This window comes from Paenibacillus sp. SN-8-1 (genome assembly GCF_050995535.1).
In the GTDB taxonomy this organism is placed as follows: Bacteria; Bacillota; Bacilli; order Paenibacillales; family Paenibacillaceae; genus Fontibacillus.
Genome location: NZ_CP194782.1, coordinates 1,505,949 through 1,529,223, shown reverse-complemented (window position 1 = coordinate 1,529,223; position 23,275 = coordinate 1,505,949). Strand labels below are relative to the sequence as shown.

The 23,275-nt window shown below is 48.4% G+C and carries 21 protein-coding genes, 1 pseudogene and 1 other annotated feature; of the genes and pseudogenes, 3 read left to right on the top strand and 19 right to left on the bottom strand.

The features are described 5' to 3' along the window. Positions 1–140: 140 nt before the first annotated feature. The 3 genes from ACRRNK_RS07065 to ACRRNK_RS07055 all read right to left on the bottom strand — a co-directional run bounded on the left by ACRRNK_RS07065 (position 141) and on the right by ACRRNK_RS07055 (position 3,910). A complete protein-coding gene (locus ACRRNK_RS07065) occupies positions 141–2,735 on the bottom strand; it encodes a DNA internalization-related competence protein ComEC/Rec2 (protein WP_433946059.1) in 2,595 nt (864 codons plus the stop codon). 127 nt (positions 2,736–2,862) lie between these two features. Beyond that, positions 2,863–3,381, bottom strand: coding sequence for a deoxycytidylate deaminase (locus ACRRNK_RS07060; protein ID WP_433946058.1), 519 nt, complete (start codon positions 3,379–3,381; stop codon positions 2,863–2,865). Between the two features lie 16 nt (positions 3,382–3,397). After that, positions 3,398–3,910 (bottom strand): ComEA family DNA-binding protein, encoded by a 513-nt coding sequence (locus ACRRNK_RS07055; protein WP_433946057.1) that lies wholly within the window; start codon positions 3,908–3,910, stop codon positions 3,398–3,400. A gap of 112 nt (positions 3,911–4,022) precedes the next feature. Between ACRRNK_RS07055 and comER the strand changes: the two genes are divergently transcribed. Next, positions 4,023–4,862: a late competence protein ComER gene (gene comER, locus ACRRNK_RS07050; RefSeq protein WP_433946056.1), complete on the top strand. Its 840-nt coding sequence runs from the start codon at positions 4,023–4,025 to the stop codon at positions 4,860–4,862. On the opposite strand, the gene leuS is transcribed toward comER, so the two are convergent. Both leuS and ACRRNK_RS07040 read right to left on the bottom strand, forming a co-directional pair. After that, positions 4,859–7,300, bottom strand: coding sequence for a leucine--tRNA ligase (gene leuS / locus ACRRNK_RS07045; RefSeq protein ID WP_433946055.1), 2,442 nt, complete (start codon positions 7,298–7,300; stop codon positions 4,859–4,861). The two genes, comER and leuS, sit on opposite strands and share 4 nt — an antisense overlap. Positions 7,301–7,658: 358 nt before the next feature. After that, positions 7,659–7,915, bottom strand: a binding site (T-box leader). 102 nt (positions 7,916–8,017) lie between these two features. Further along, on the bottom strand, positions 8,018–9,289 hold the full coding sequence (locus ACRRNK_RS07040) for a methyl-accepting chemotaxis protein (RefSeq protein ID WP_433946054.1): 1,272 nt from the start codon (positions 9,287–9,289) through the stop codon (positions 8,018–8,020). Positions 9,290–9,601: 312 nt separating this feature from the next. Here ACRRNK_RS07040 and ACRRNK_RS07035 point away from each other — a divergent pair, with 312 nt between their 5' ends. Further along, positions 9,602–9,913: an ArsR/SmtB family transcription factor gene (locus ACRRNK_RS07035; RefSeq protein ID WP_433946053.1), complete on the top strand. Its 312-nt coding sequence runs from the start codon at positions 9,602–9,604 to the stop codon at positions 9,911–9,913. 49 nt (positions 9,914–9,962) lie between these two features. On the opposite strand, the gene ACRRNK_RS07030 is transcribed toward ACRRNK_RS07035, so the two are convergent. The 14 genes and pseudogenes from ACRRNK_RS07030 to spoVAC all read right to left on the bottom strand — a co-directional run bounded on the left by ACRRNK_RS07030 (position 9,963) and on the right by spoVAC (position 21,766). After that, complete coding sequence (locus tag ACRRNK_RS07030) at positions 9,963–10,736, bottom strand: class I SAM-dependent DNA methyltransferase (RefSeq protein ID WP_433946052.1); 774 nt, start codon at positions 10,734–10,736, stop codon at positions 9,963–9,965. 26 nt (positions 10,737–10,762) lie between these two features. Then, positions 10,763–11,680 carry a CvfB family protein gene (locus ACRRNK_RS07025; protein WP_433946051.1) on the bottom strand — a complete coding sequence of 306 codons (918 nt, stop codon included), beginning with the start codon at positions 11,678–11,680 and terminating at the stop codon, positions 10,763–10,765. Further along, entirely contained in the window at positions 11,677–12,024 is a 348-nt protein-coding gene (gene rsfS / locus ACRRNK_RS07020; RefSeq protein ID WP_433946050.1) for a ribosome silencing factor, read from the bottom strand. The genes ACRRNK_RS07025 and rsfS overlap by 4 nt, the downstream gene beginning before the upstream one ends. A 42-nt stretch (positions 12,025–12,066) precedes the next feature. After that, entirely contained in the window at positions 12,067–12,636 is a 570-nt protein-coding gene (gene yqeK / locus ACRRNK_RS07015; RefSeq protein WP_433946049.1) for a bis(5'-nucleosyl)-tetraphosphatase (symmetrical) YqeK, read from the bottom strand. Continuing rightward, a complete protein-coding gene (locus tag ACRRNK_RS07010; RefSeq protein ID WP_433946048.1) occupies positions 12,617–13,213 on the bottom strand; it encodes a nicotinate-nucleotide adenylyltransferase in 597 nt (198 codons plus the stop codon). Before ACRRNK_RS07010 ends, yqeK begins: the two co-directional genes overlap by 20 nt. Positions 13,214–13,234: 21 nt before the next feature. Continuing rightward, positions 13,235–13,531 (bottom strand): ribosome assembly RNA-binding protein YhbY, encoded by a 297-nt coding sequence (gene yhbY / locus ACRRNK_RS07005; protein WP_433946047.1) that lies wholly within the window; start codon positions 13,529–13,531, stop codon positions 13,235–13,237. A 53-nt stretch (positions 13,532–13,584) separates the two neighbouring features. Next, positions 13,585–14,457: a shikimate dehydrogenase gene (locus ACRRNK_RS07000; RefSeq protein WP_433946046.1), complete on the bottom strand. Its 873-nt coding sequence runs from the start codon at positions 14,455–14,457 to the stop codon at positions 13,585–13,587. A 63-nt stretch (positions 14,458–14,520) separates the two neighbouring features. Further along, entirely contained in the window at positions 14,521–15,648 is a 1,128-nt protein-coding gene (gene yqeH, locus ACRRNK_RS06995; RefSeq protein WP_433946045.1) for a ribosome biogenesis GTPase YqeH, read from the bottom strand. Beyond that, a complete protein-coding gene (locus tag ACRRNK_RS06990; RefSeq protein WP_433946044.1) occupies positions 15,648–16,172 on the bottom strand; it encodes a YqeG family HAD IIIA-type phosphatase in 525 nt (174 codons plus the stop codon). The genes yqeH and ACRRNK_RS06990 overlap by 1 nt, the downstream gene beginning before the upstream one ends. 110 nt (positions 16,173–16,282) lie before the next feature. Next, a complete protein-coding gene (locus ACRRNK_RS06985; RefSeq protein ID WP_433946043.1) occupies positions 16,283–18,493 on the bottom strand; it encodes a DUF4129 domain-containing transglutaminase family protein in 2,211 nt (736 codons plus the stop codon). Next, positions 18,486–19,688 carry a DUF58 domain-containing protein gene (locus ACRRNK_RS06980; RefSeq protein WP_433946042.1) on the bottom strand — a complete coding sequence of 401 codons (1,203 nt, stop codon included), beginning with the start codon at positions 19,686–19,688 and terminating at the stop codon, positions 18,486–18,488. The genes ACRRNK_RS06985 and ACRRNK_RS06980 overlap by 8 nt, the downstream gene beginning before the upstream one ends. A gap of 43 nt (positions 19,689–19,731) precedes the next feature. Further along, entirely contained in the window at positions 19,732–20,688 is a 957-nt protein-coding gene (locus tag ACRRNK_RS06975; RefSeq protein WP_433946041.1) for an AAA family ATPase, read from the bottom strand. Between the two features lie 200 nt (positions 20,689–20,888). Next, a complete protein-coding gene (gene spoVAE, locus ACRRNK_RS06970) occupies positions 20,889–21,239 on the bottom strand; it encodes a stage V sporulation protein AE (RefSeq protein WP_433946040.1) in 351 nt (116 codons plus the stop codon). A gap of 25 nt (positions 21,240–21,264) precedes the next feature. Then, positions 21,265–21,766 (bottom strand): annotated as a pseudogene (spoVAC, locus tag ACRRNK_RS06965) (stage V sporulation protein AC). Positions 21,767–22,177: 411 nt separating this feature from the next. On the opposite strand from spoVAC, the gene ACRRNK_RS06960 reads away from it, so the two are divergent. After that, positions 22,178–23,251, top strand: a complete 1,074-nt coding sequence (locus ACRRNK_RS06960) for a M42 family metallopeptidase (protein ID WP_433946039.1) — start codon at positions 22,178–22,180, stop codon at positions 23,249–23,251. The last annotated feature ends 24 nt before the right edge of the window (positions 23,252–23,275 follow it).

Sequence of the window (23,275 nt, the reverse complement as noted above, 5' to 3'; positions counted from 1 at the left end):
TGTTGCAATGACATCTAGTCTTTTTCATTTTAATTTATGTCATAAGTCTCAACTAAGAATAACAGAAATCTCACACAGAGTCATCCGGCCTTCTATTTGCACATGATGTATAGTTTACTAAGGTGACTTTAGTCCTTCTATTAAAGTTTATGCCGTGTGACTATACTCCCCAAGCGTACCTGCATTTGAATCTCACCCATCTCATCTGTGCGGTGAATGTGAATTCCCCGCTTCTGCAATTTATCCAGAGTATCGGTATGTGGATGACCGTAGCTGTTCGATACGCCAACAGAAATAACGGCTGCCTTGGGCTTCCAGAAGTCGAGCCAGTCTTCAGAGGTCGAAGTATGACTGCCGTGGTGGGCAACTTTCAGAACGTCGGGTAAGCCAAGGCCTTTTGGAGAGCCTAGCTTCTGGGTCACCTCCTGCTCTGAGGCCTTATCCATATCTCCTGTGAACAAAAAGCGGGACCCGTCCATCTCCATAAGAAACGCGATCGATAAATGATTTTGCTCCTGAATAAATGGGACCTGACCCTCTTCGGACTCCGCTGGCAGAACGGGCGCCAGAAAAGTCAGCATCGTTCGGCTGTCTGGCTTAATCTGCATACCTCCCGATATGGAGTACAGCTTAATTTTCTTGCCAAGAGCGGTATGTACAAGCTTGTTAATGGTCTTCGTATCCGCGAGTGTTCCATTAATGAATAATGCGTTGACCGGAATAGAGTCGAGTACAGCCTGAAGCCCCCCAGCATGATCCTGATCACCATGCGTTAAGATGATGGCATCAAGCTGATGAATGCCTCTTTTTTTCAATAAAGGAACCACCACCTTCGCACCAACCTCGTAAGGTTCTTTCTTGTTCCTCCAAGCATCCTTCGGCTTACCAAATGTGACAGTCCCCCCACCATCCACCAGAATATTTTTGCCTTCAGGCGTAGTAATTAGCGCGCAGTCCCCCTGACCTACATCAAGGAACTGGACAGTTCCAATATTACGGGGATTCTCCGGCTGATATCCGGCATATAGCAATCCAACCAGGCCCAAGCAGCTTAGAAGCTGACCCACAGAATAGAGCCTGTGTCTAACGCGGCTTGGACTTCTCAATCGGGACACAGGTGACATTTCCGGCGTAAGAGGCTGTGTCTCACCGGTGTCCAAATAACTGACTGCTGATTGCTCAGTTTCGGCTATTCGTCTACCCAAGTACAAGAAGCACCCTATGACAATATAATATGCGGCTATCCATCCTACTGTGGGTGATTTCCAGATCGTTATAAATCCGCTTCGATTATTCATCCAGGACGCTGCCATAAAAGCAAGCTCGTTCATGATATGAGCGGGATAAGCGATCCACTTGCCTAATTGCAGCCATACAAAGCTGAGCAGAAGAGCAGCAGTTCCAGCGGATAAAGAAAATACGCCCACGATCGGAACGATAATAAAGTTGGCTGCAAGCGACAAAAGGGAGAATTGATTAAAGTAATAGATGGTTAAGGGGAATGATACAATCTGAGCCACGATCGTTATGGCAGCGGCAGTTCTTACTCTTCTCGGGAGAAAGGTCAGTAATGGATTCACGTAGGGAACAAGAAGGATTAACCCAGCTGTGACGATAAAGGATAGCTGAAAACTAACGTTGTACAAATAGTAAGGCTCCCACAACAGCATTAATAGGGCCGCTGCCGCTAAAATATTCAAGGTATCCTTAAAAAGCCCCTTCCGAAGCAAGTAGACACCCAGCATGGACATTATTCCGGAACGGACTACGGAAGGGGTGAATCCTGTTAATAATACATAGAATGGTATAAATATGAGAACAACAAGATATGCTTTCTCTTTACTAACCTTGAATCGTCTTAACAGCCAAAATAAAATTCCCATATTAATAGCGACATGACTTCCCGAAATAGCAAGAATGTGAGTCAAGCCCAGCTGGGAGAAGCTGCTGTATGTCTCCGGGTCAAGATCATCTGTTACCCCGATTAATAGACCTTTCATGAAACCGGCACTCGGCTCTTCGAACAATTGACCGATGCGATTCGCGAGTGTACTTCTAAGCTGATCGTTCCAGGCCATTATGGCAGTAAAGCTCCAACCAGCCTCTGTTGCTTGAACATTTGCCGCCCCTTTGACTTTCAATAACCAATGGATATGTTCCCGGTGCAAGTAATTACTGTAATCAAATCCTCCAAAATTCCGGGCAATGGCTGGTGCTATCAGACTCACATTTGTCAGTACTACATTTTGTCCACGGGTCCACCCTTGGGAGATTTTAAGTTCCTCCGCGCTTAGCAAACGAACCTGAACTATCCCCATTTCATCATGCAGATCGTTCTCAGTCAGAGAATTCTGTCCTGGCCTATCTATAGACAGGTGTGTCAGCTTGATCCTAAAGTCCGTTTTGTCCCCATCGGTCTCCGGTGCAGAGATGATAACTCCCGTTGCCCTGCTGATTACAGCTTCTTCTGCCGCTACTTTATTTGTGTTCAAAATACCTGTAATCGTGCTTACATTCCTCATCTCGTTATAATTCCAATACTGGGCCGATGCCGAGAAAATAAGCCAGTATATAAGAGTACTCTTCCAGGTGCACTTACCCAGGTGACCTATGAGAGGAAATGCCAAGGACAAACCTGTCCAAAGGAGCCAAAAAGTCCACCCTTGATATTGGCTTGCCAATGCACTTCCCGTAATCCACAAGCACGCCGCTGCCATCAGTGGTCTGCGAGCCATTTTCCGCCCCCCCTTTCACCTCGTATACAATTTGGAAATACAAAAAGAACCCCCTCTTGCTTCATTCGCAAGCGGAGGTTCTTCCTCAGCAATATTCTATAGATTATCGTCACTCAAATTGAGACTGCTAATCCTGCACCTTCTGTACCGTCTCCGGAGGGGGTGAATAGGAATCCAGCTGTCTGAACGTGATCCCTTTTTGACTCATCATAGCCTTGACCTTAGCAGAATCTTTCGGGTATGGGCGGTGGTATACAATCAGGGTAATCCCGCTGTTCGCGAGCATATTTGCGCATGTCCAACAGGGCTCATCCGTAACATATACGCTAGATCCTTCCCGGTCGATCCGATCTGTAAAAAGCAGCAAATTCTGCTCAGCATGAATCGTTCTAATACAACGCTGTTTCTTAATCATCTGCTCATGGCCATTCTCAGTGACCAGCTCATACTCCTCTGCAATCATGCAGCCCGCTTCAGAACAATCAGGAACTCCAGAGGGAGCGCCATTATATGCTGTCCCCAGTAACTTCTTGCCCTGAACAAGAACAGAACCTACATGACGTCTGCTGCAGCGTGAACGGGTAGATACCATATAAGCGATATCCATGAAATACGTATCCCAATCTTTCCGTTTGTCAGGATTCATTTATCCTTACTCCTATCTAAAGCCCAATGAAAGGCTTCATTTTTTCAAGCACTTTGGGACCTATCCCTTTGATCTTGGTAAGATCCGACACCTTACTAAAGGCACCGTGCTGATTTCGGTAATCCATAATGGCAGCAGCCTTCTTAGCCCCGATACCCGGTATATTCTGAAGCTCCTCAAGCCCCGCAGTATTTATATTAATGGTTCCTGCCGATTCAGAGGGCTTGCTAGAATCCGCCGAACCGCTGCTCTTAGCTGCAGATGGCTGGCTTTCCGCTGCGGCTGCCTCTCTATTAGTCCCCACTGCATGTCCGTCAGCGCTGCTGCTCGTAGCCCTTTTGGTCTGCTGAGTCTGATTATTCGCGTTCATTTGCGGCTCTTCATGTGATTCCATAGCCTTGGCTACATCGGTATTTACCGGGACCCAGCCATCAACACCCGCAGGCGGCCGTGCTCCTATTGCAAGCAGCATTAGACCTGCACCAATTGCAGCCGATATTACAGCCGTTCCAATCCACTTTCTATACATTCACCCAGCTCCAATCTCAAATCTATAAACTCATTGTCATGAATATCTATCTGAGTTGCATACATTGTAAACGACGAAGCCGCGCCTTCGCGCAGAAGGAGAGATCTCAGTGATGAGAATAGGATTTATCGGAACAGGAAGTATGGGAAGTCTATTGATTGAGTCATTTCTGCGTTCCGGAGCACTGCAGCCTCGGCAGATTACGGCAAGCAGCCGTACTCTAGCCAAAACAGAACGACTGTCGGCCAAGTATCCAGGTCTTCAGGCTGTCAGCAGTAATGTTCGGACAGTGCTTCAAAGCGATATTATATTTCTCTGCGTGAAACCACTGGAGTTCCATCTGGTTCTCAGTGAAATTAAGGAATCCCTGAATCCGGAACAAATTGTTGTATCCATCACAAGTCCGGTCCAGATCAGTCACCTCGAGGGTATTCTTCCATGCAAAGTGGCCAAAGTCGTGCCAAGTATAACCCACGCCGTTCTGAGCGGCGCTTCGCTATGCATGTACGGCCAGCGAATTCTTCCCGAAGACAGACTTCTGCTTGAACAGCTGATCTCATCAGTAGGCACCCCGGTACTGATCGATGAAGCCCATGTTCGCGCGGCCTCAGATATCTCGAGCTGCGGACCGGCCTTCCTGGCATTTATTCTTGGACTGTGGGCCGATTCTGCCGCAGAATTAACCGGACTTCAGCGTACAACCGCTGTACACCTGGGCGCAGAAATGCTGCTTGGTACAGGACGCCTTCTCACCGAGGGCGGCTTCTCACTGGAACAACTTAGGCAGCGAGTTGTCGTACCCGGAGGTGTAACTGCGGAAGGCCTTTCCGTACTCAAGCAGCATTTAATTTCGGTATTCCCCGAATTAATCCAGACCACTGCCCATAAGCATGAACATGACTTGGCTAAACTCGATGCGAGCTTTAGCCAGCTGGAGGAAAGGGATGATTAACCGACAACAATATTTACAAGCTTACCAGGCACAGCGATCACTTTACGGACCGACTTACCTTCGATCGCCCGCTTAACATTAGGAAGCTCCAATGTGAGCTCCTGCATGGCAGCCTGATCCAAATCTTTGGCAATTTTGGTGCGTTCAACGATCTTGCCGTTAACCTGGACAACAATCTCTACCTCTGCATCCACGGTCCAAGCTTCGTCATAAGACGGCCATGACACATAGGTCACACTTTCTTCATGGCCAAGACGCTGCCACAATTCCTCCGCAATATGTGGAGCAAGTGGTGACAACAGCTGTACAAAGTTCGCTGCCGCTTCCTTAGGGACGACGTCTGTCTTATAGGCTTCATTAATGAAAATCATCAGCTGGCTGATGGCAGTATTAAAGCGGAGTCCTTCAAGGTCCTCTGTTACTTTCTTGATCGTTTTATGCCAAGTGCGCTTGAATTCCTCGCTGCCTTCTCCATCCACGAACTTTGAACTTAGTCCGCCGTCCTCTCCGACGAACAGACGCCATACGCGGGACAAGAACCGGTACGTCCCTTCGACTCCGTTCGAGTTCCAAGGCTTGGTAGCTTCAAGCGGACCCATGAACATTTCATAAATACGGAGTGTGTCTGCCCCATATTCATTTACAATTTCGTCCGGGTTAATCACGTTCCCCCGGGATTTACTCATCTTCTCATTGTTTGTTCCAAGAATCATACCTTGGTTAACCAGCTTATGGAACGGCTCCTTAGTAGATACCACACCGAGATCATAGAGAACTTTGTGCCAGAAGCGGGCGTACAGCAAGTGCAGTACGGCGTGCTCGGCACCTCCAATATATAGATCAACCGGCAGCCATTCCTTCTGCTTCTGTGGCGAGCACAGCTCCTTATCATTGTGCGGATCTATGAAGCGGAGATAGTACCAGCAGCTTCCTGCCCACTGCGGCATCGTGTTGGTCTCCCGTCTGGCCGGGAGACCTGTCTCAGGATCTGTAGTATTCACCCACTCCGTCACGTTCGCCAGTGGTGATTCCCCTGTTCCCGATGGCTTGATCTGATCCACGTCCGGCAGAACAAGCGGAAGCTGATCCACAGGAACCGGCTTCATGGTTCCGTCTTCCAAATGCAGAATTGGAATCGGCTCACCCCAGTAGCGCTGACGGCTGAACAACCAGTCACGCAGACGGTATGTGACTTTGCCTTTACCTTTCCCCTGCTCTTCCAGCCATGAGATAGCTTTCTTAATCGCCTCTTCGTTATTCAGTCCATTCAGGAAGTCGGAGTTGATATGCTCCCCATCGCCCGCATAAGCCTCCTTGCTGACATCACCGCCTGACACTACCTCAAGAATTGGCAGATCAAATTGCTTCGCAAATTCATAATCACGTTCATCATGAGCTGGAACAGCCATAATTGCGCCTGTACCATAGCCTGCAAGTACATAATCAGCAATCCAGATCGGTACCTTGGCACCATTGACCGGATTAATCGCGTAAGCCCCTGTGAACACACCGGTCTTTTCTTTTGCAAGATCTGTACGCTCCAGATCGCTCTTACGGGCAGCCTGTTCCTGATACCCTTTCACAGCCTCGCGGCGGTCGTCTTTTGTAATCACATCGACAAGTGCATGCTCTGGAGCAAGAACCGCATAGCTGGCCCCAAACAAGGTATCCGGACGGGTTGTGAACACGGTCAGGGACTCGCTTTGGCCTTCAATTGCAAAATTGACTTCCGCACCTTCGGATTTGCCGATCCAGTTGCGCTGCATGTCTTTAATACTTTCTGACCAGTCAAGCTCTTCCAGATCCTCAAGCAGACGCTCAGCATATTCAGTAATCTTAAGAACCCATTGACGCATCGGCTTGCGGATAACCGGATGTCCACCACGCTCGCTCAGCCCGTCAATGACTTCCTCATTAGCAAGTACAGTTCCGAGTGCGGGACACCAGTTCACCGGTACTTCCGCGACATATGCAAGTCCTTTATTATAGAGCTGAATAAAAATCCATTGTGTCCATTTATAATATTCCGGGTCCGTCGTGCTGATCTCCCGATCCCAGTCATACGAGAAGCCTAGCGACTTAATTTGGCGGCGGAAATTGTTGATATTCTTCACCGTAATATGACGGGGATGTTCGCCAGTATCCAGTGCATGCTGTTCAGCAGGAAGACCGAATGCATCCCAGCCCATTGGATGAAGCACATTATATCCGCGCATCCGCTTATATCGAGAGACGATATCTGTGGCGGTATAGCCTTCCGGGTGGCCTACGTGCAGACCAGCACCTGAAGGATAAGGGAACATATCCAGTGCATAGAACTTCGGCTTACCAGCATCCTCTCTTGTCTTGAACGTCTGGTGCTCATCCCAGTAAGCTTGCCATTTCGGCTCAATCGCCTGCGGATGATAGACGTGAGTATTGCCATTTTTGTCTGTCATGAAAAAAGATCCTCCTTGGGTTGCACATCTGTAATTTGAAATCATGTCAGGCATTCGTTATATAAGCCGCAGTTAAAATGTTTGTGGGTACAGTCGTAACTACGGGGAATGCTTGGACTTTCGGCCGCTGCCCGCCTCCAGATTTCTTGATTTATACCGCAGGGCGGATGAAATCCGGAGACAAAGGCATATGCTTCCGATGTAGCTTTCTTTCAGAAAGCTTGTAGGCGATTCGCTTTCGCTCCTACAGTTCCAAGCTTCCCCTCCGTTACGCCTTACCCTCAAGTCAATTTTTAGCTGCGTCTTATATAGTAAGTAATTGTCACAAAAAAACCTCTCAGTCCATAGCGTTATTACCGCTAGGGACGAGAGGAATATTCCCGTGGTACCACCCTAGTTAGCGCGTCAACATGCTTTGCCCTGCGCTCACTTTAGCACCCTTAACGCGGGTGTAACGATGTATGTTCACCAGATTGAAGGCAGTAATCTGCCCGGATTCCCGGCTTGCATCATGACTCCGAGGCGAGTTCATTACAGTCTTATCAACCGGTTCGCACCCCCACCGGCTCTCTGTGTGATTAGGTCTGAATTACTGGTCCTCATCAAAGTTTAAGTATCCAATTTTATTATCAATTATTATATTCATAACTTCGCTTATAGTCAATGCCAGGCGCCCTAACCAGATCATAATTCTCCACTCTGTGTATTGCGGTCAGGTTAGACTTTAAATACTTTCGTCTTCTCGAACAGCTTATTGGTCAAAATCATCAATTCCTCTGACGAAGAGGTGATCTCCTCCATAATCGCTGTTTCTTCATGAGCTGTGTTGGATATTTGCTTAGCTCCCTCTGAAAAAGTATTCGTCATGACAAGAATTTCATTTGCGCTTTGATGGGTGCGCTCCACACGGTGGGTCTGTGCTGAGACGGTCGATTCGATTAACTTAATAGCCTCTACAAATTGCTCAGCAATCACAAACAGTTGGTCGAGAGTCTTAGCAGCCGATAAGGTATGCTCCGATTCTTGATTTACAAGAGCAGTCTGCTCACTTAGAAGCTCTACTGTCTCATTCACCTTTGCCTGAACACGGCTGATTAATTCTGTAATCTGGAGCACGGATTCCGAACTTTGCCCGGCCAGCTTCCTGATCTCCTGAGCCACCACAGCAAATCCATAGCCGTGTTCTCCAGCTCTTGAGGCCTCGATAGATGCATTTAGGGCAAGCAGATGCGTCTGCTCGGAGATATCCTTGACGGTACTTGTTATTGTCTCAATATCCCGCGCTTCCTGTTCTAGTCTCGCAACCGTCTCTTTCGATACAGTATAGGAGGCGGTTAAATTCCTCATCCCTTCGGTTAGCAGTGACAAAATCTGCTTGGTATCTTCTACGGACCCAGACATTGAACTGGACAAATCCAGCATTTGCGCCGATTTCGACTTCATAGTCTGAAATTCATGCAGCATCTCATCCGCGGTCTTCAGCGATTGCTCAGACGACAGCTTCTGCTTCTCGACCCCCTGATAAATGTCGTCAACTACTACAGACATTGATTCGATCTGAGTGGTAGCCATTGTAATAGCTTCACCTAAATTTTCGGCATTCTTGGAAGTAATCTGTGAACTTGAAGAAATATCATGAATTATATCTTTGATATTATAGATCATCCCACTGAAGGCATCATACAGAATCTTAATCTCATCCTCCGACTTACGCTCGGGCAGCTGCACGAGCAGGTTCCCCTGAGAAGCTTCCTTGGCAGCACCTGCCAGCTGGACAATCGGTTTAGTCAACCATTTGGAGACCACCCATCCGATGATACCGCTCCAAAGAACCCCAAGTAACAAAATAATAGTGATATACAGCCCCTCGGGCAGGGAGGATGCAAGGTATGATTTGAGGAAAAAAATAAAAAAAGCACTTGTCCCATAAGTAATTGCGGACGTAAGGATAAAGCCCAGCACCATTTTTGAACCTAATGACAATTTCAAGAATGTTCACCTCAGAAGTTTTAGTAGTAGAATTTGGTAATAACGAGTGACGGATTCCTGTTAACCCAATAATTTGTTAAATAACACCCCTTTGTACCTAAACGCATTGTTGACTTTGTTCCTATATTTCAGGTAAAATTTGCTACTATTCTCCTAATTATATAGCTATTTATCTATTTAATATAGGGTTATTATTCAAAAATGGGTTCAATTTGTGAATTTCTACGACTTTTTGTTAACGCCAAGGTGACTATGCCTGAAGGAAATCAGGAAATCCTTTGACAAGTCAGAAAGAACAAATATAATGAAGCCATGGATTACTTGACTATTTTTAAAGCATTAGCGAATGAAACCCGGCTGCAGATCTTGCTGTGGCTTAAAGAACCGGAGCTGAATTTCCCGAGCGCAGCTCCCCTCGCAGAAGAGCATGATTTCAAAGATGCGATCTGCGTCGGCAAGATTCAGGAGAAGGCGGGCATGTCCCAGTCCACTACATCCCAGTACTTATCCCTGCTGCAACGATCAGGTCTGCTGGAAGCCAGACGGATAGGCCAATGGACGTATTACCGCAGGAATGAAGACACTATTCAACAATTAGCTGAATATATTGGAAAGGAGCTCTAAACAAACAGCCGGTCATCCCGAAGATGGCCGGCTGTTCTAGTATTTCGAATTATTTTACCGCTACAAAAAACAATCTTGCTGCATCCTCATCGGCCTGGACCCACTCGAAATCAGCATAACAATTCACCTGTGAAAAACCGCATTTCGTAAGCTCTACCCTGATCCAATTCGGATCATAGGCCCGCTGAATATGCGTTTCCTCAAATCTGCGATACATATCAGGGCCCTGTCCCTCTTCACGCGCAAATATGGTCAGATGGTGCTCGATCTCATTACGGTGCGCATCCCGTTCGCACGTCCAAATATAGGAGACGGATTTCTCGTCCCAAATGAACGGCTGTTCTTCCTCGTACCGCTTCAAGGTATTCGGATGATGAACGTCAAAGAGAAATGTTCCCCCTTGCTTCAGTCCATCAAAAGTTCGTCTGAATGTCCGTATGAGATCCTCCGGCTCCAACAGATAATTGATACAGTCACAGAAAGAGATTACGGAATCCACGAGTTCTGGCATCTCCCACTCTCTCATATCCTGCTGAACCCAGCGTACAGATCCATCCCGGAACAGCCTGCTTCCACGCGGGGTCTGCTCCATTTTGCGCCGAGCAACCGCCAGCATATCCGGAGACAAGTCCATCCCAGTTACATCAAAACCCGAGTTAACCAGCGGAATGGTAATACTACCCGTTCCACAGCCAAGCTCGACCACCGTCTTCGGCATCCCGTGCTTCTCCCAGGCGGTTCTTGCGAATCGAATCCAGTCCGGGTAGGGCATGTCTTCCATCAGTTCATCATACACATACGCAAATTTGCGATATGAAGCCATTAATCAACACCGCTTTCCATTGAAGCTTAGGCTTGTCCGTCTCCGTCACTTATATCATTAGCTGGAGTTTCCTTGATGAGATAAGTCCAGTTCTCTTCTTGACGGATCTTTCCTTCCTTCATCAGCTTGCCCATGGCGCGTTTGAATGCAGACTTGCTTATCCCGAAACGCTGCTTGATGACATCAGGCGGGGTGGCATCAGAGTAAGGCATGCCACCGCCTGGGCGACTCTCCAGGTATTCGAATATCTTGTCGGCATCCTCATTGCGGCCGATTTCCTTGCGCGGGGCCATAGACAGATTCACTCGTCCATCCTCCCGAATATGAGCCACACGCACGTTCACACGCTCACCTAGGCGCAGCAACCTGCTGCGTTCGGTGGAGTGGATCATTCCAATCGCACCAAATCCAAGAACACCGCCCTGAACAACGACGAACGTACCCATTTGCAGGGGCTTGTACACTATAGCTTCCAGCCATTGATTATTCCAAGTCGTAGGAGCGTGAAAAGCCAGCGGAGCAAGCTCCTGTTCACCTGCCAGCTTCGCTTTGAGCCTTCCTTGTTTGTCATGCTCCATAATTACGTAGACATGATCTCCTACCTGCGGATGAAGCTCCTTAAATTCAGGCAGCTCCCTAATAGGCAGCAGCAGCTGCCGGCCGAGTCCCATTTCCAGAAAGCATCCAAGCCTTGGATGCACATCGGCAACTTCAAGCAGAGCCAGTTCTCCAAGTGTCAGGTAAGGCTTCTTCATTGTGGCCGCAAGCCGATCCTCTGTATCATAGAACAGGAATACTTCAACGGTATCACCGGGCTCAACGTTGCGGGTCAGCTCCGTATAATGCAGTAGAACATCCTCAGAACCATAACTTAGAAAGAAACCGTAGGGCGAGACCTCCCTGTCAATCATCAGAGAGACAATCGTACCCGCAATCAGACTCATACCGTCTCCACCACTTTAGCATCTGACCACAGACGCTCTATATTGTAATATTCACGTTCGTCACGGTGGAAAATGTGTACGACCACATCACCAAGATCCATTAACACCCAGCGGGCAGAATCCATGCCCTCAATCCCACGAATCGTTACTCCCGCTTCTTGAGCGCGTTTGCGGATCTCTGTTGCAATGGATTGAACCTGGGTATCCGAATTCCCGTGGCAAATGACGAAATAGTCTGCGATCAGGGAGATTCCCTTCAAATCCAGAGCTACGATGTTGGCTGCTTTCTTGTCATCAGCGGCCTCTATAGTTATGTTAAGCAGTTCATTTGGACTTACTGTCATTCATTTACCTCCTAATTGTATAGTGAGCTTAGTATCTAATCTTCACTTTAGTTGCCGAATCAGATCATTGCGCGAAAGAACGGTAAGCGGATAGATCACCTTTCTTTTCTCCAGAAGAAAATGGATCGTTGAATCCAGCCCGGCGATCAGCCCTTCTTCAAGGCTATGATTTGCCAGTTCTCTTATATTATTCACACCGGGATAATCCCTCCCGGGTTCGATATAATCAGCCAGACAAATGACCTTGTCAAGCATTGTCATACCAATCCGGCCTGAAGTATGATAGCGAATCGCATTCAGAATCTCTTCATCTTCAATCCCATAATCCCGCTTGGCAACAAATGCTCCAACCTCAGCATGCCACAGCTGCTTGTCATTTCCGAGCAAATCCTGGTTCAAATGATTCTCGCGAATAACCTGCTCCTGCTGGTCAATAGGCCAGAATTTGGCCACATCATGCATAAGCGCCGCCAGATCCGCCTTCTGCGGATCTGCCCCATACCGCTCCGCAAGTTCAACAGCGGATTTCATGACCCCTTCCGTATGCTTCCAGCGCTTCTCCGGCATTTGACCGGATACCGCCTTGATTAATTCATCCCGGCTGTACCGCATAGATCCCGCTCCTTATCATGTATTCGTATACACTTTCAGGTACCATATAGCGAATCGACTGCCCTTTGGCCATTCGTCTACGGATTAGACTGGAGGAAATATCCACAAGCGGCATCTCTGCAAGAAGAACGGCATCTTCAATAAATTGAGGCAGCGTATCCAGATCAAGCATACTTCCCGGTCTCTGCAGGCCGATGAATTTGACCATGTTCACCAGGTCTTCAATGCCTTCCCACTTTGGAAGGTAGTTAATCATATCCGCACCGATAATGAAATAAAACTCGATATCCGGATGAAGCCCCTTGAGCTCTTTCATGGTATCGATCGTGTAGGAAATCCCGCCTCGTACAAGTTCGATATCCAGCGGCTTGAAGGCCGGGTTGCCCGCGATCGCTTCGGTAACCATCTCAAGCCTCATCTGCCCGCTCACACCGGCCTGCCGCTTATGCGGGGCAAGATGTGAGGGCATGAACCAGACCTCCTCAAGTCCGAACTGGTCCCTGGCTGCCTCCGCAACGAGCAGATGGCCGACATGAATCGGATCGAACGCTCCGCCCATAATTCCGATTTTTCTCATGATCTAACCATCCTTTTCGCATTAATTCTTGGGAAGCTCGATTTGTTTATTCTCGCGTGATTCCTTATAGAGCACGATGGTTCTGCCGATTACCTGCACCAGCTCAGCACCAGAATCGGCCGCCAGCTCTTCTCCGATTTGCTTCGGGTCATCCAGACAATTATTAAGAACGGATAGCTTGATCAGCTCCCGGGTCTCAATCGCATCGGTTATATGACGGATAATTTGTTCATTTGTGCCGCCTTTTCCTACCTGGAATATAGGCTGCAGATGGTGCGCTAGACTGCGCAAATAACGTTTTTGTTTGCCTGTAAGCATGTATTGTTCTAACTCCTTAGATGGCCGTAACTGTAGGCCAATATTCATTTTCTTTATTTAATGTTACCCTGTAAGCTGCGAAGCACGGTTTTACGCATCGTATCCACCGGAGCCGAGAGACCTGTCCAATATTCAAAAGCATACGCTCCTTGATAGATAAACATGCCTAGTCCGCTGTGTGTGCGGCAGCCCCTGGCCTCAGCCTGACGAAGCAGTTCGGTCTGCAGAGGATTATAGATAAGATCACTTACGACTATCCCTTCCGGAATCCAGTCCGGATTCATCGGAATATCGCTTACGGCCGGATGCATGCCGACAGAGGTTGTGTTGATCAGTACATCCGCATTCTTCACCGCTGCTTCAATGTCCTCATTCCCGCATCCCGTCAAATGCCCAAGCCCGGACCACTCCCCGGCTAGCTGCTTCGCTTTGTCAGGTGTTCGGTTCGCAACTATGATCTGAGCAGGTGACTCTTGAAGAAGAGCGTAGATAATGCCTCTTGCTGCTCCTCCCGCTCCAAGGACAAGTATGGTCTTCCCCTTCAAATCAGGCACAGCCTCTTCCTTCAAGGACCGAACATAGCCAATTCCGTCTGTATTATAACCGGTTAGTACACCGTTATGATTGACAATGGTATTCACCGCACCGATTAGACGCGCCCCTTCATCCAGTTCATCAAGCAGGTCCATCACGTTCACTTTATGCGGTACCGTTACATTCACCCCGCGAAACCCAAGCGCTCTGACTCCCTCAATCGCCTGAGTCAAACGATCTGACTTCACATGCAGTGGTACATAGCTTCCTGGCAAAGAAACGGCGCGCAGAGCCGCTTCATGCATGACAGGAGACTTAGAATGCGCTATAGGATCTCCCATTACACCTAATAACAGCGGTCCTGTTGAAGTATAACTGATCTCCTTGCCCATAAGGCAACCTCCCCCACTTATATGGACTAACTCTAAAGTTCATTCCATATAACATTGCTTATTTTAGATCAAGGATGGACGCAGCAGCACCTTAATCCCTTTCGGCACATGTACGGCTACCACCGCACCTGACTCCCCATTAATCTTGATCCAGCCCAGTCCAGAAATGAATATGTCGCTCCGGCTTCCGCGCGGAATCCTAAATTCATGTCTTGTCCAATCCGGCAGCTTGCTGATCTCGTCACGGTTCGGAGGAGACAGCATTTCGCCTGCATGCTTCTCGAACAACTCATCCGCTCTCTCAAGCTTGGTCCGGTGAATCGGCATCTTGCCGCTGACAAAGCAGGTGAAGGATTGATGGTCCCCTTGAATAAAATCAAATCGGCCAAATCCCCCGAAATAGAGCGTCTGTCCCTCATTAAGCTGATAGACGATTGGCTTAAGCGGCTTGTCAGCCATAATCACGGACAAATCGCTTGGTCCAACGAGTTCACTATAGCGTGAAGGGTACATAATCCCTGGCGTATCAATGATATACTGTCCGTCATCCAGCGGAATATTAACCATATCCAAGGTCGTACCTGGATAACGTGAGGTGGTCAGCTCCTGATCCAGATCACTATAATCGCGAATCAAGCGGTTGATCAGTGTGGATTTACCTACATTGGTAGCTCCCACGACGTAGACATCCCGATCGCCTCGATACTGCTCCACTGCTTCTAGGAGACGATCAAATCCCTTGTTCTGCTTGGCACTGCAGAAGATGATATCCTGAGTCCTCAGCCCGAGCTCCTTCGCCTGCTTCTGTACCCAGTTCAGCAGCTTGTTCCAATTGGTTACCTTGGGCAGCAGGTCAATCTTGTTCACTGCGAGCAGCACGGGGTTAGCACCCACGAATCGCTGCAAGCCGCCAATTACACTGCCTTCAAAATCAAAGATATCCACGATGTGGATGACAAGCGCATCCTTCTCCCCAATCTGACTTAGCAGACGCAGGAACTCATCCTGCTCCACCGTTACAGATGAGGATTCATTATAGTTCTTGATTCTGAAGCAGCGCTGGCAAATGACCGGTTCGCGTTCCAATGCCTGGATTGGAAGATAACCGGGTCTGTTCACATCTTCATTCTGCAGCTTCACGCCGCATCCGCTGCACTTTCTCCCTTCCGGGATAAGCGGTCCTTCTGTCATTAGTTCTTGTCCTCCTCGGTCCATACTCCAACTTTACGTAAACGCCTCTGTACAATACGCTCTACCCGGCGATTGAACCGGGTGACGAAGCCCTCATCTTCAAGCGCAATCGGCTGAACGAGCACCGTATACAGACCCATGCGGTTCCCTCCATAGACATCGGTAAGGAGCTGATCCCCGACCACAATTGTCTCACTCGGCTTAAATCCGAGCAGGCCCAAGGCCTTATGAAAAGGTATGTTAGATGGCTTCCTGGCTTTGTGAATGAATTCAATATTTAAAGGGGTGGCGAATGTCGACACCCTTCCCAAATTATTGTTTGACACGATCACAAGTTTAAAACCATGCTGCTTTACTTTTTCAAACCATTCTACAAGGATGGGTGTTGCTGAAGGTTCCTTCGCACCTACAAGCGTATTATCCAGGTCCGTAATGATGGCCCGGTAGCCTGAAGCGTAAAGTCCTTCCAGATCAATATCAAACACCGTATTCACCCGCAGTTTGGGCATCAACTTCTCAAACAAATGACGTCACCTCGGTTTCTACGACAAACTATACCATAATCTTTCTTTATAGTAAAAAAGAAACGCCCTGGGAATGCTGCTTCCCAAGGCATTGTAATTAGATGATTCCACTAACGCGAATATGACTTTTTCAAAGTTCTGCTTATATTCTGCAGCGTCACCCGAAGGGCTCTCCAATCCTGCTCCGAGACGGCATGCGGGCTGTACTTGGCCTTCTCAAATTGCAGCAGCAGTTCATCAAATGGCGGGGCCATATCAGGAGCGTCGTTCTTCCACCGGTTAACCGCTTCGCGTAGGGTCTCATGATCTTCTCTTGTGAAGCCCCGTCTTCTCATGAAGCTCAGCCAGCGGCCGGTCTCGACCACAACCTTTTCTCCGGATGTCAGTTCACGTCCTTTTCGCACACGCAGATAGACAAAGTGAAGCGCGCTGCGGTATCTCCATAGAAGATATCCACCCAGAATTAGCAGAATGCCAGCCGCTACGAATAGGATTAGGCGGGCTAGAGTGCCCTTTGTCTCATGTTTAGACACGTCTTCTGAATCAACATCTTCAGGTTCTGCCGAAGCCGGCTTTGCCGGGGTGTTAACTGCTTCATCGTCAGTCACATTCATTGGGGCGTCAAAACCCGGAGTTGCCTCAAAGGTAACCCAGCCATAATCTTCTCCAAAATACACTTCAGCCCAGGAATGGGCATCCGCATTGGTTACTATATAAGGACCCGTGGGTTCACTGGTCAGATTCTCCGGGCCTAGGTATTCCTGATGTCCCGTGGAAAATCCTTTGACCCATCTGGCGGGGATTCCGATCGAACGGGCCATAGTCACCATTGAGGTGGAGAAATAGTCGCAATACCCTTCTTTGATATCGAACAAGAAGCTCTCCACCAAGTCCTTATGGACTTTGCGGGACAGGTCCGGCGTGTTGGTGTACGTGTAGGTATTTTTGAGGTAATCCTGCAGCAGCACCATTTTGTCATAGGGGGTTTTCCCTTTCGCCGTAACCTTCTCTGCGAGCTGCGTCACACTGTCCGGGAAGTCGGAATCTAGCTGAAGATATTTACTCTCGAACCCGTTACGGTAAAGCTTGTCATAGGTTGCGCTGCGCAGCTCTTCCAGCGGAATAACGGGCATCTCTGACACCACTTTGTAAATGGAAGGATATCCGGCCTTCTTCGGATTATTGCCAAAGCCGTCCCATTTCACAGATCTGTCTGCTGGATACCATTTTGCGAGTGGGTCTTTAGCTTTCTCCTCATCATTCATCAGTGTGATCTTGGAGATCGAGTAGGCTCCGAACAGCACAGGGTAGCTTCGCTTACTGTTCATCACAATCATCTGCTCTACCTGCTCGGTCTTCACATTCTTTCCCAGCTTGTTGTTCTGCACAGACTGATCCAGAACATCAACAGGATCATTGGCCTGGTCATCATTACGGCTCCAGCCGGTGCCTGTATAGACGTCTTTGGTCTCCCCTCGCCAATAGGCAGCCTTAGGAGAAGTAATCGTCATGACGGTACTGTAATCAAAATTGAACCCGCTTCCAAGGTTGGAGTCGTCCCTACTATATCCTGAAGCGGACTGCTCCTGCTTCTTATCTGCTTCCTCCGACTTCCCATACTTGTTCTCCTTCATGTTCTGCCAAGCTGAGTATGGATCAGTCAGAAGCGGAGATACCTCAGGCATACTGATCCCAAGCAGCAGAACACAGCAGAATACCACCACAATATTTACAAAGACTCTAAATGGATACAGCCGTAAATGGCCCCAGCCCTGAGGGTATTTAATCTGATACCTGCGGAAGTGAAAGCTGACCAGCCATCCAAGTCCGGCGAAGACCGTCCATGCAACCTGAGTCCACAAATAGTAGATGGTGAACGAGTCCAAAATAGCGAATGTCACAATATTCATCCCTGTAAAAAGAAGGATAAATCCGCGATAAACCGCAAGGCGGATCGCAAGCTCGAACAAGCCCCATGCCGGTAGAGAAAACCAGATATAAGGATCCAGGCTTTTCATGAACTGAATGAATCCATTGGGTAACAAAGGTCCATCTGCAAAGAAAACATGATAGGAAGATAAGACAGAATAGTGAATAATAGCGATGACTATAACTTTAACGGTCCACTTGAGCCATCTGTTAAAAGGCAGCACGATCTCAGCCGCGCCCGCAGCAATCAGTACATCCAGAACAAGCACTGAAGTCTCGTCGTACCAGATTGGCTTGACGAAATTGATCCACTGGACAGCCATAATCATGACCCAAATAATACAAAAAATAAAATACCAGGAATACTGAACTCTGCCTAACCTGTTAATCATAACGGCCTCCTCTCATGGATACAGGAAGCTCCTGAAGAGAAGGGACAACAATCCCTCGCAACCCTTGTTGACTTAGAGAGATAAAGAAACGCCCGTCCTGCGGCGCTTCGCCGATAAATATATGATAGGGGGACATTTGGTTGGACTTCGCCCACTGCAAGGTCTCCAGTATTTCTTTATCCTTCCGGGAACTAATAAGCACAAAGAATGTACCAGATGCAAACAACTCCTTCTTGCCTGCCAGTCTATCCTTCAGATTGCCTTGGCCATCCGCCTTGATGTCCACCAAATGCTGCACCATCCGCTGCCGATCGGCAGCATTATTCATAGGAAGAAATCCCTTAAAGCTGCTGCCCAATGTACACATTCCAATGCTTATGCGCTCTCTAGCACTGTAATCCAGCAAGGAGGCCACCGTAGATACAGCAAGCTCGAAATCCGCCGGGTCCAGATAACTGCTCTGAGTGGCATCCAGCACCAGTACAGTCTTGGGAAGGGATTCATGCTCAAATTCCTTGGACTTCCAGCTTCCCGTCTTCGCTGTAGCATTCCAGTGAATTCTGGACAACCTATCCCCGTATACGTATTCCCTTACTCCATTAATCTGGGTCGTCTCACGCCGGGACAGCGACTGGGCGTTCTCGGGACCTGCAAACCGGGAATTACGGTCGGTTAAATGCCAATAAGGAATAAATACGGTCCTCGGCAGCACGTAGAAATCACCTTTAAAATCAAACGTGCGAGTATGCTTGATGAGACCAAAGATATCCTCTGCACTGCATTCCGTCTCCGCAAATGAATACCTGCCCCGCTCCAGAGGCGGTGTCTGGAATGAAATCTGTACCCCTGAGCGAAATCTGGGAATTACACTTTCTTCAAAAGCCCAGGAACCGCCACTGTGCCGCTGTAAAATCTCGCGCACAATTACGAATGGATGCGGCGCCCAGCCGCTATGCTCCAGGTTCAGCTTAACATGCACTTGATCTCCCGCCTGCATCAGGCCTCCCATTCCGCTGTCCATGGACAGCGTCCTTGTTCCGCTCAACTTCCTCAGACCGATCCGGCTGCAAAGAACCCAATAGATCATGAGGATAGTTGCCATCATCAGCAGCATGATGGAGATCTTACCGCCTTGATACACGGTATACATCAGACAAACGAACCACAACAATACCGGTCTCCATAATCGCTTCATCCCTGATCCTCCCTTTAAAGCCGACAAGCTTCGATTCACAAGCTTATCGCTCCACAGAAACCGGGACGTAGACTTGTCTAAGAATGTTCTGCAACACAGTGTCTGCGTTCAGACTGTCGAGCCTTGCTTCCGGTCTGATTAGAATCCGGTGACCAAGCACATAGGGAGACAGGGTCTTAATATCATCAGGAAGCACGTAGCTTCGTTCATTCACAAATGCATGCGCTTTCACCGCATTAAGAAAAGCGAGAGCTGCCCTTGGGCTGGCACCAAGCAATACACCTTCATGTTCCCGCGTACGACGAACAACCTCCAGCAGATAATTCAGCACCGCGTCATCAATATGTACATGCCGAACTTCCTCTTGAATTCGGGCAATTTCATCCATTTGAGTCACAGGCTCAAGCTGATCCACTGGCTGTCCCTTCTGGTGGGAGTACAGCATGGCTCTCTCGGTATTCTCATCGGGATAACCCATACGAAGCTTCATCATGAACCGGTCCAGCTGTGCCTCGGGAAGCATATAAGTCCCTTCGAAATCAATCGGATTCTGTGTAGCGCATAACATAAAGGGACTCGGCAGCCCGTAGGTCACTCCATCTACCGTCACATTGCGTTCTTCCATAACCTCAAGCAGGGCGGACTGTGTCTTGGTGGTTGCCCGGTTAATCTCATCGGCAAGTAGAATATTGGTCATAACAGGACCAGGCCGAAATACAAAGCGTTCCTCATGGGGATGAAATATGGATACCCCCGTAATATCACTTGGCAATATATCGGGATTGCACTGGATTCTCCGGTATTCGCCGTTCATGGATCTGGCCAGAGCCTTGATCAGCTGGGTTTTGCCCGTCCCTGGGACATCTTCAATCAAGACATGCCCCCCGGCAAGAAGTGAAGTCAACAATAGCTTTATCTCAAAGGATTTACCTAATATACATGATTCCAGATTTGATCTGATAGCTGTAACTACTTGCCCCGATTCTCTCATCAACGTCATGCCGACTTCCTCCTCATCAAAAAATGTTCGTCCATACAATTTACATTAAGCCTGTATATATCTTCCTATTGTACATGATGAAATAGGCCTGCGTATAGCTCCACTGCTTTCCAAAACTAATTGGATTAAGTTCCAAAACTTTGCCGGGCATGCCAAAAACACCGGTCTATCGTGACCGGTGTCAAATTTGAACCTGTATGTTATCCTTTGGGACGAACAAATAATGCGGCGAAGAACGAGAATATAATCGCGGAAGAAATCCCTGCGCTTGTCACTTCAAATATCCCTGTGACTATCCCGATCCAGCCATCCTTTTTGAGTTCTGTCATTGCCCCATGCACAAGCGCATTTCCAAAGCTGGTAATTGGAACCGAAGCTCCGGCACCTGCAAATTTGATTAAAGGCTCATACCAGCCAAACGCATCCATCAGGGCCCCAATGACCACGAGTGTACTCATCGTATGGGCCGGTGTAAGCTTAAACAGGTCAAACATAAGCTGGCCCACTACACAAAATAAACCTCCGATAATAAATGCCCAGAGAAATATCATTTGATCATGTCCCCTTCATTAATTGTTAATGCACGCCATCAATCCCGAATATGACATGGACCAAGCCGATTAGAAACGCGGTAACTACACCGAATACGATCACTGAGCCAGCCAATTTGAACATGTTCGCCCCCACACCTAACACGAGACCCTCGGACCGATGCTCCAGCGCGGAGGAGCACATAGAGTTGGCAAATCCAGTTACAGGTACAGCAGACCCTGCTCCGGCCCACTGGGCGATTTTGTCATATACACCGAGACTCGTTAAGATCACTGAGATTAGAATCATGACAGCTACGGTCGGATTGCTGGCTTCCCTGGTATCCATATGGAATATGGAATATGGAAATAAAAAACTGCTGCACTCCTTGTCCAACTAGACATATTAATCCGCCGACCAAGAAGGCTTTTATACAATTCGCCGCAATTTTCCTCGGAGGCTCATGCTTTTTGGCGATTTGCTTGTATTCTTCAAGGCTCGTCTTATTTGAATTCGAAGCTGATGAGGCGCCTGCTTCTGTATGAATCTGTTCAGCCAACCTGCTTCCTCCTTATCATCCGCCTTTGTTCGCAGCAATTCGTCCCCATCATTATTTGTCAGTGTGTGGTTTGTTATGATTGGTAAATCATCCATATGCCAAGACTAGAATAAAAAGAAAAACAGCCTCCGGCCGGAGACTGTTCAGTACATGAGCAGCAGGTGGGACTGTCTCTCAAAAAAATAGAGCACGATGACAAGCAAAATGAACAGCAGGCAAATCATGAGCAGCTTTTTCAACTGTACAATTGTCATTTGACTCCCTCCAAGCGAGACCTTCCACACATCGTATGCTTCCGGAAGGGTTCTGTGCATGTCTGTTGACCTTATGCTCATCAACTCGACAAGGCCTAAATCGTAGTTCATACTAGAATTATTGAATGAAAGGGGAGCACATCATATGAATGAGAACACACTTGAGCTATTTCGCACCTTGACTGAATTTCCTTCAGCGCCTGGCTTTGAGCGGGAGCTTCGCAGCTTCGTGAAAGAGCGGCTCTCTTCCTATACCGGAGAATTCGTACAGGATCGCCTGGGCAGTCTATTCGGCGTCCTCCGCGGTGATGAACAAGGACCTAAAGTCATGGTGGCAGGACATATGGATGAAGTAGGTTTTATGGTTACTGGCATCAGTCCTAACGGGATGGTCAGCTTCCAGCCCCTCGGCGGCTGGTGGAGCCAGGCCGTTCTTGCTCAGCGGCTGCAAATTATTACACCTGAAGGACGAATAGTCGGGGTAGTCGGCTCTATACCGACCCACCTGCTGGATGACGCTCTGCGAAGCAAGCCAGTAGACCTCAAAACCATGTATCTGGATATTGGTGCGGACAGTAAAGAAGAAGCCGAGAGCTTCGGGGTTCGTCCTGGACTGCAGATCGTGCCGATCTGTGAGTTCACTCCTCTGGCCAACCCGAAGAAGATTATGGCGAAAGCTTGGGATAACCGTTATGGTGTGGGGCTCGCCATTGAGCTAATGGAAGCTCTTCACAAGGAGAAGCTTCCTAATATTCTGTATGCAGGAGCTACGGTGCAAGAAGAGCTGGGGCTCCGGGGAGCACGAACCTCGGCGAATCTGATTCAGCCGGATATCTTCTTCGGGCTGGATGCAAGTGCCGCGAATGATATGACTGGAGACAAACGGCAATTCGGCCAGCTGGGCGAAGGAGCGCTGCTTCGTATCCTTGACCCTACCATGCTGACGCATCGAGGCTTGGTTGAATATGTACAGGACACTGCGGACACCCACAAAATCAAATACCAATATTTCGTATCCCCAGGCGGCACGGATGCCGGGCAGGTCCATTTGAGCGGAATTGGTGTACCTTCCACAGTTATTGGAGTCTGCTCACGCTATATTCACACCTCGTCATCCATTCTTCATACCGACGATTATGCGGCAGCCAAGGAGCTGTTAATCAAGCTGGTACGGGGACTGGACCGGACGACCCTTAATACCATTCTGGAGCGGAGCTAGGCTCTTAATAAGAGCCGGCCTATG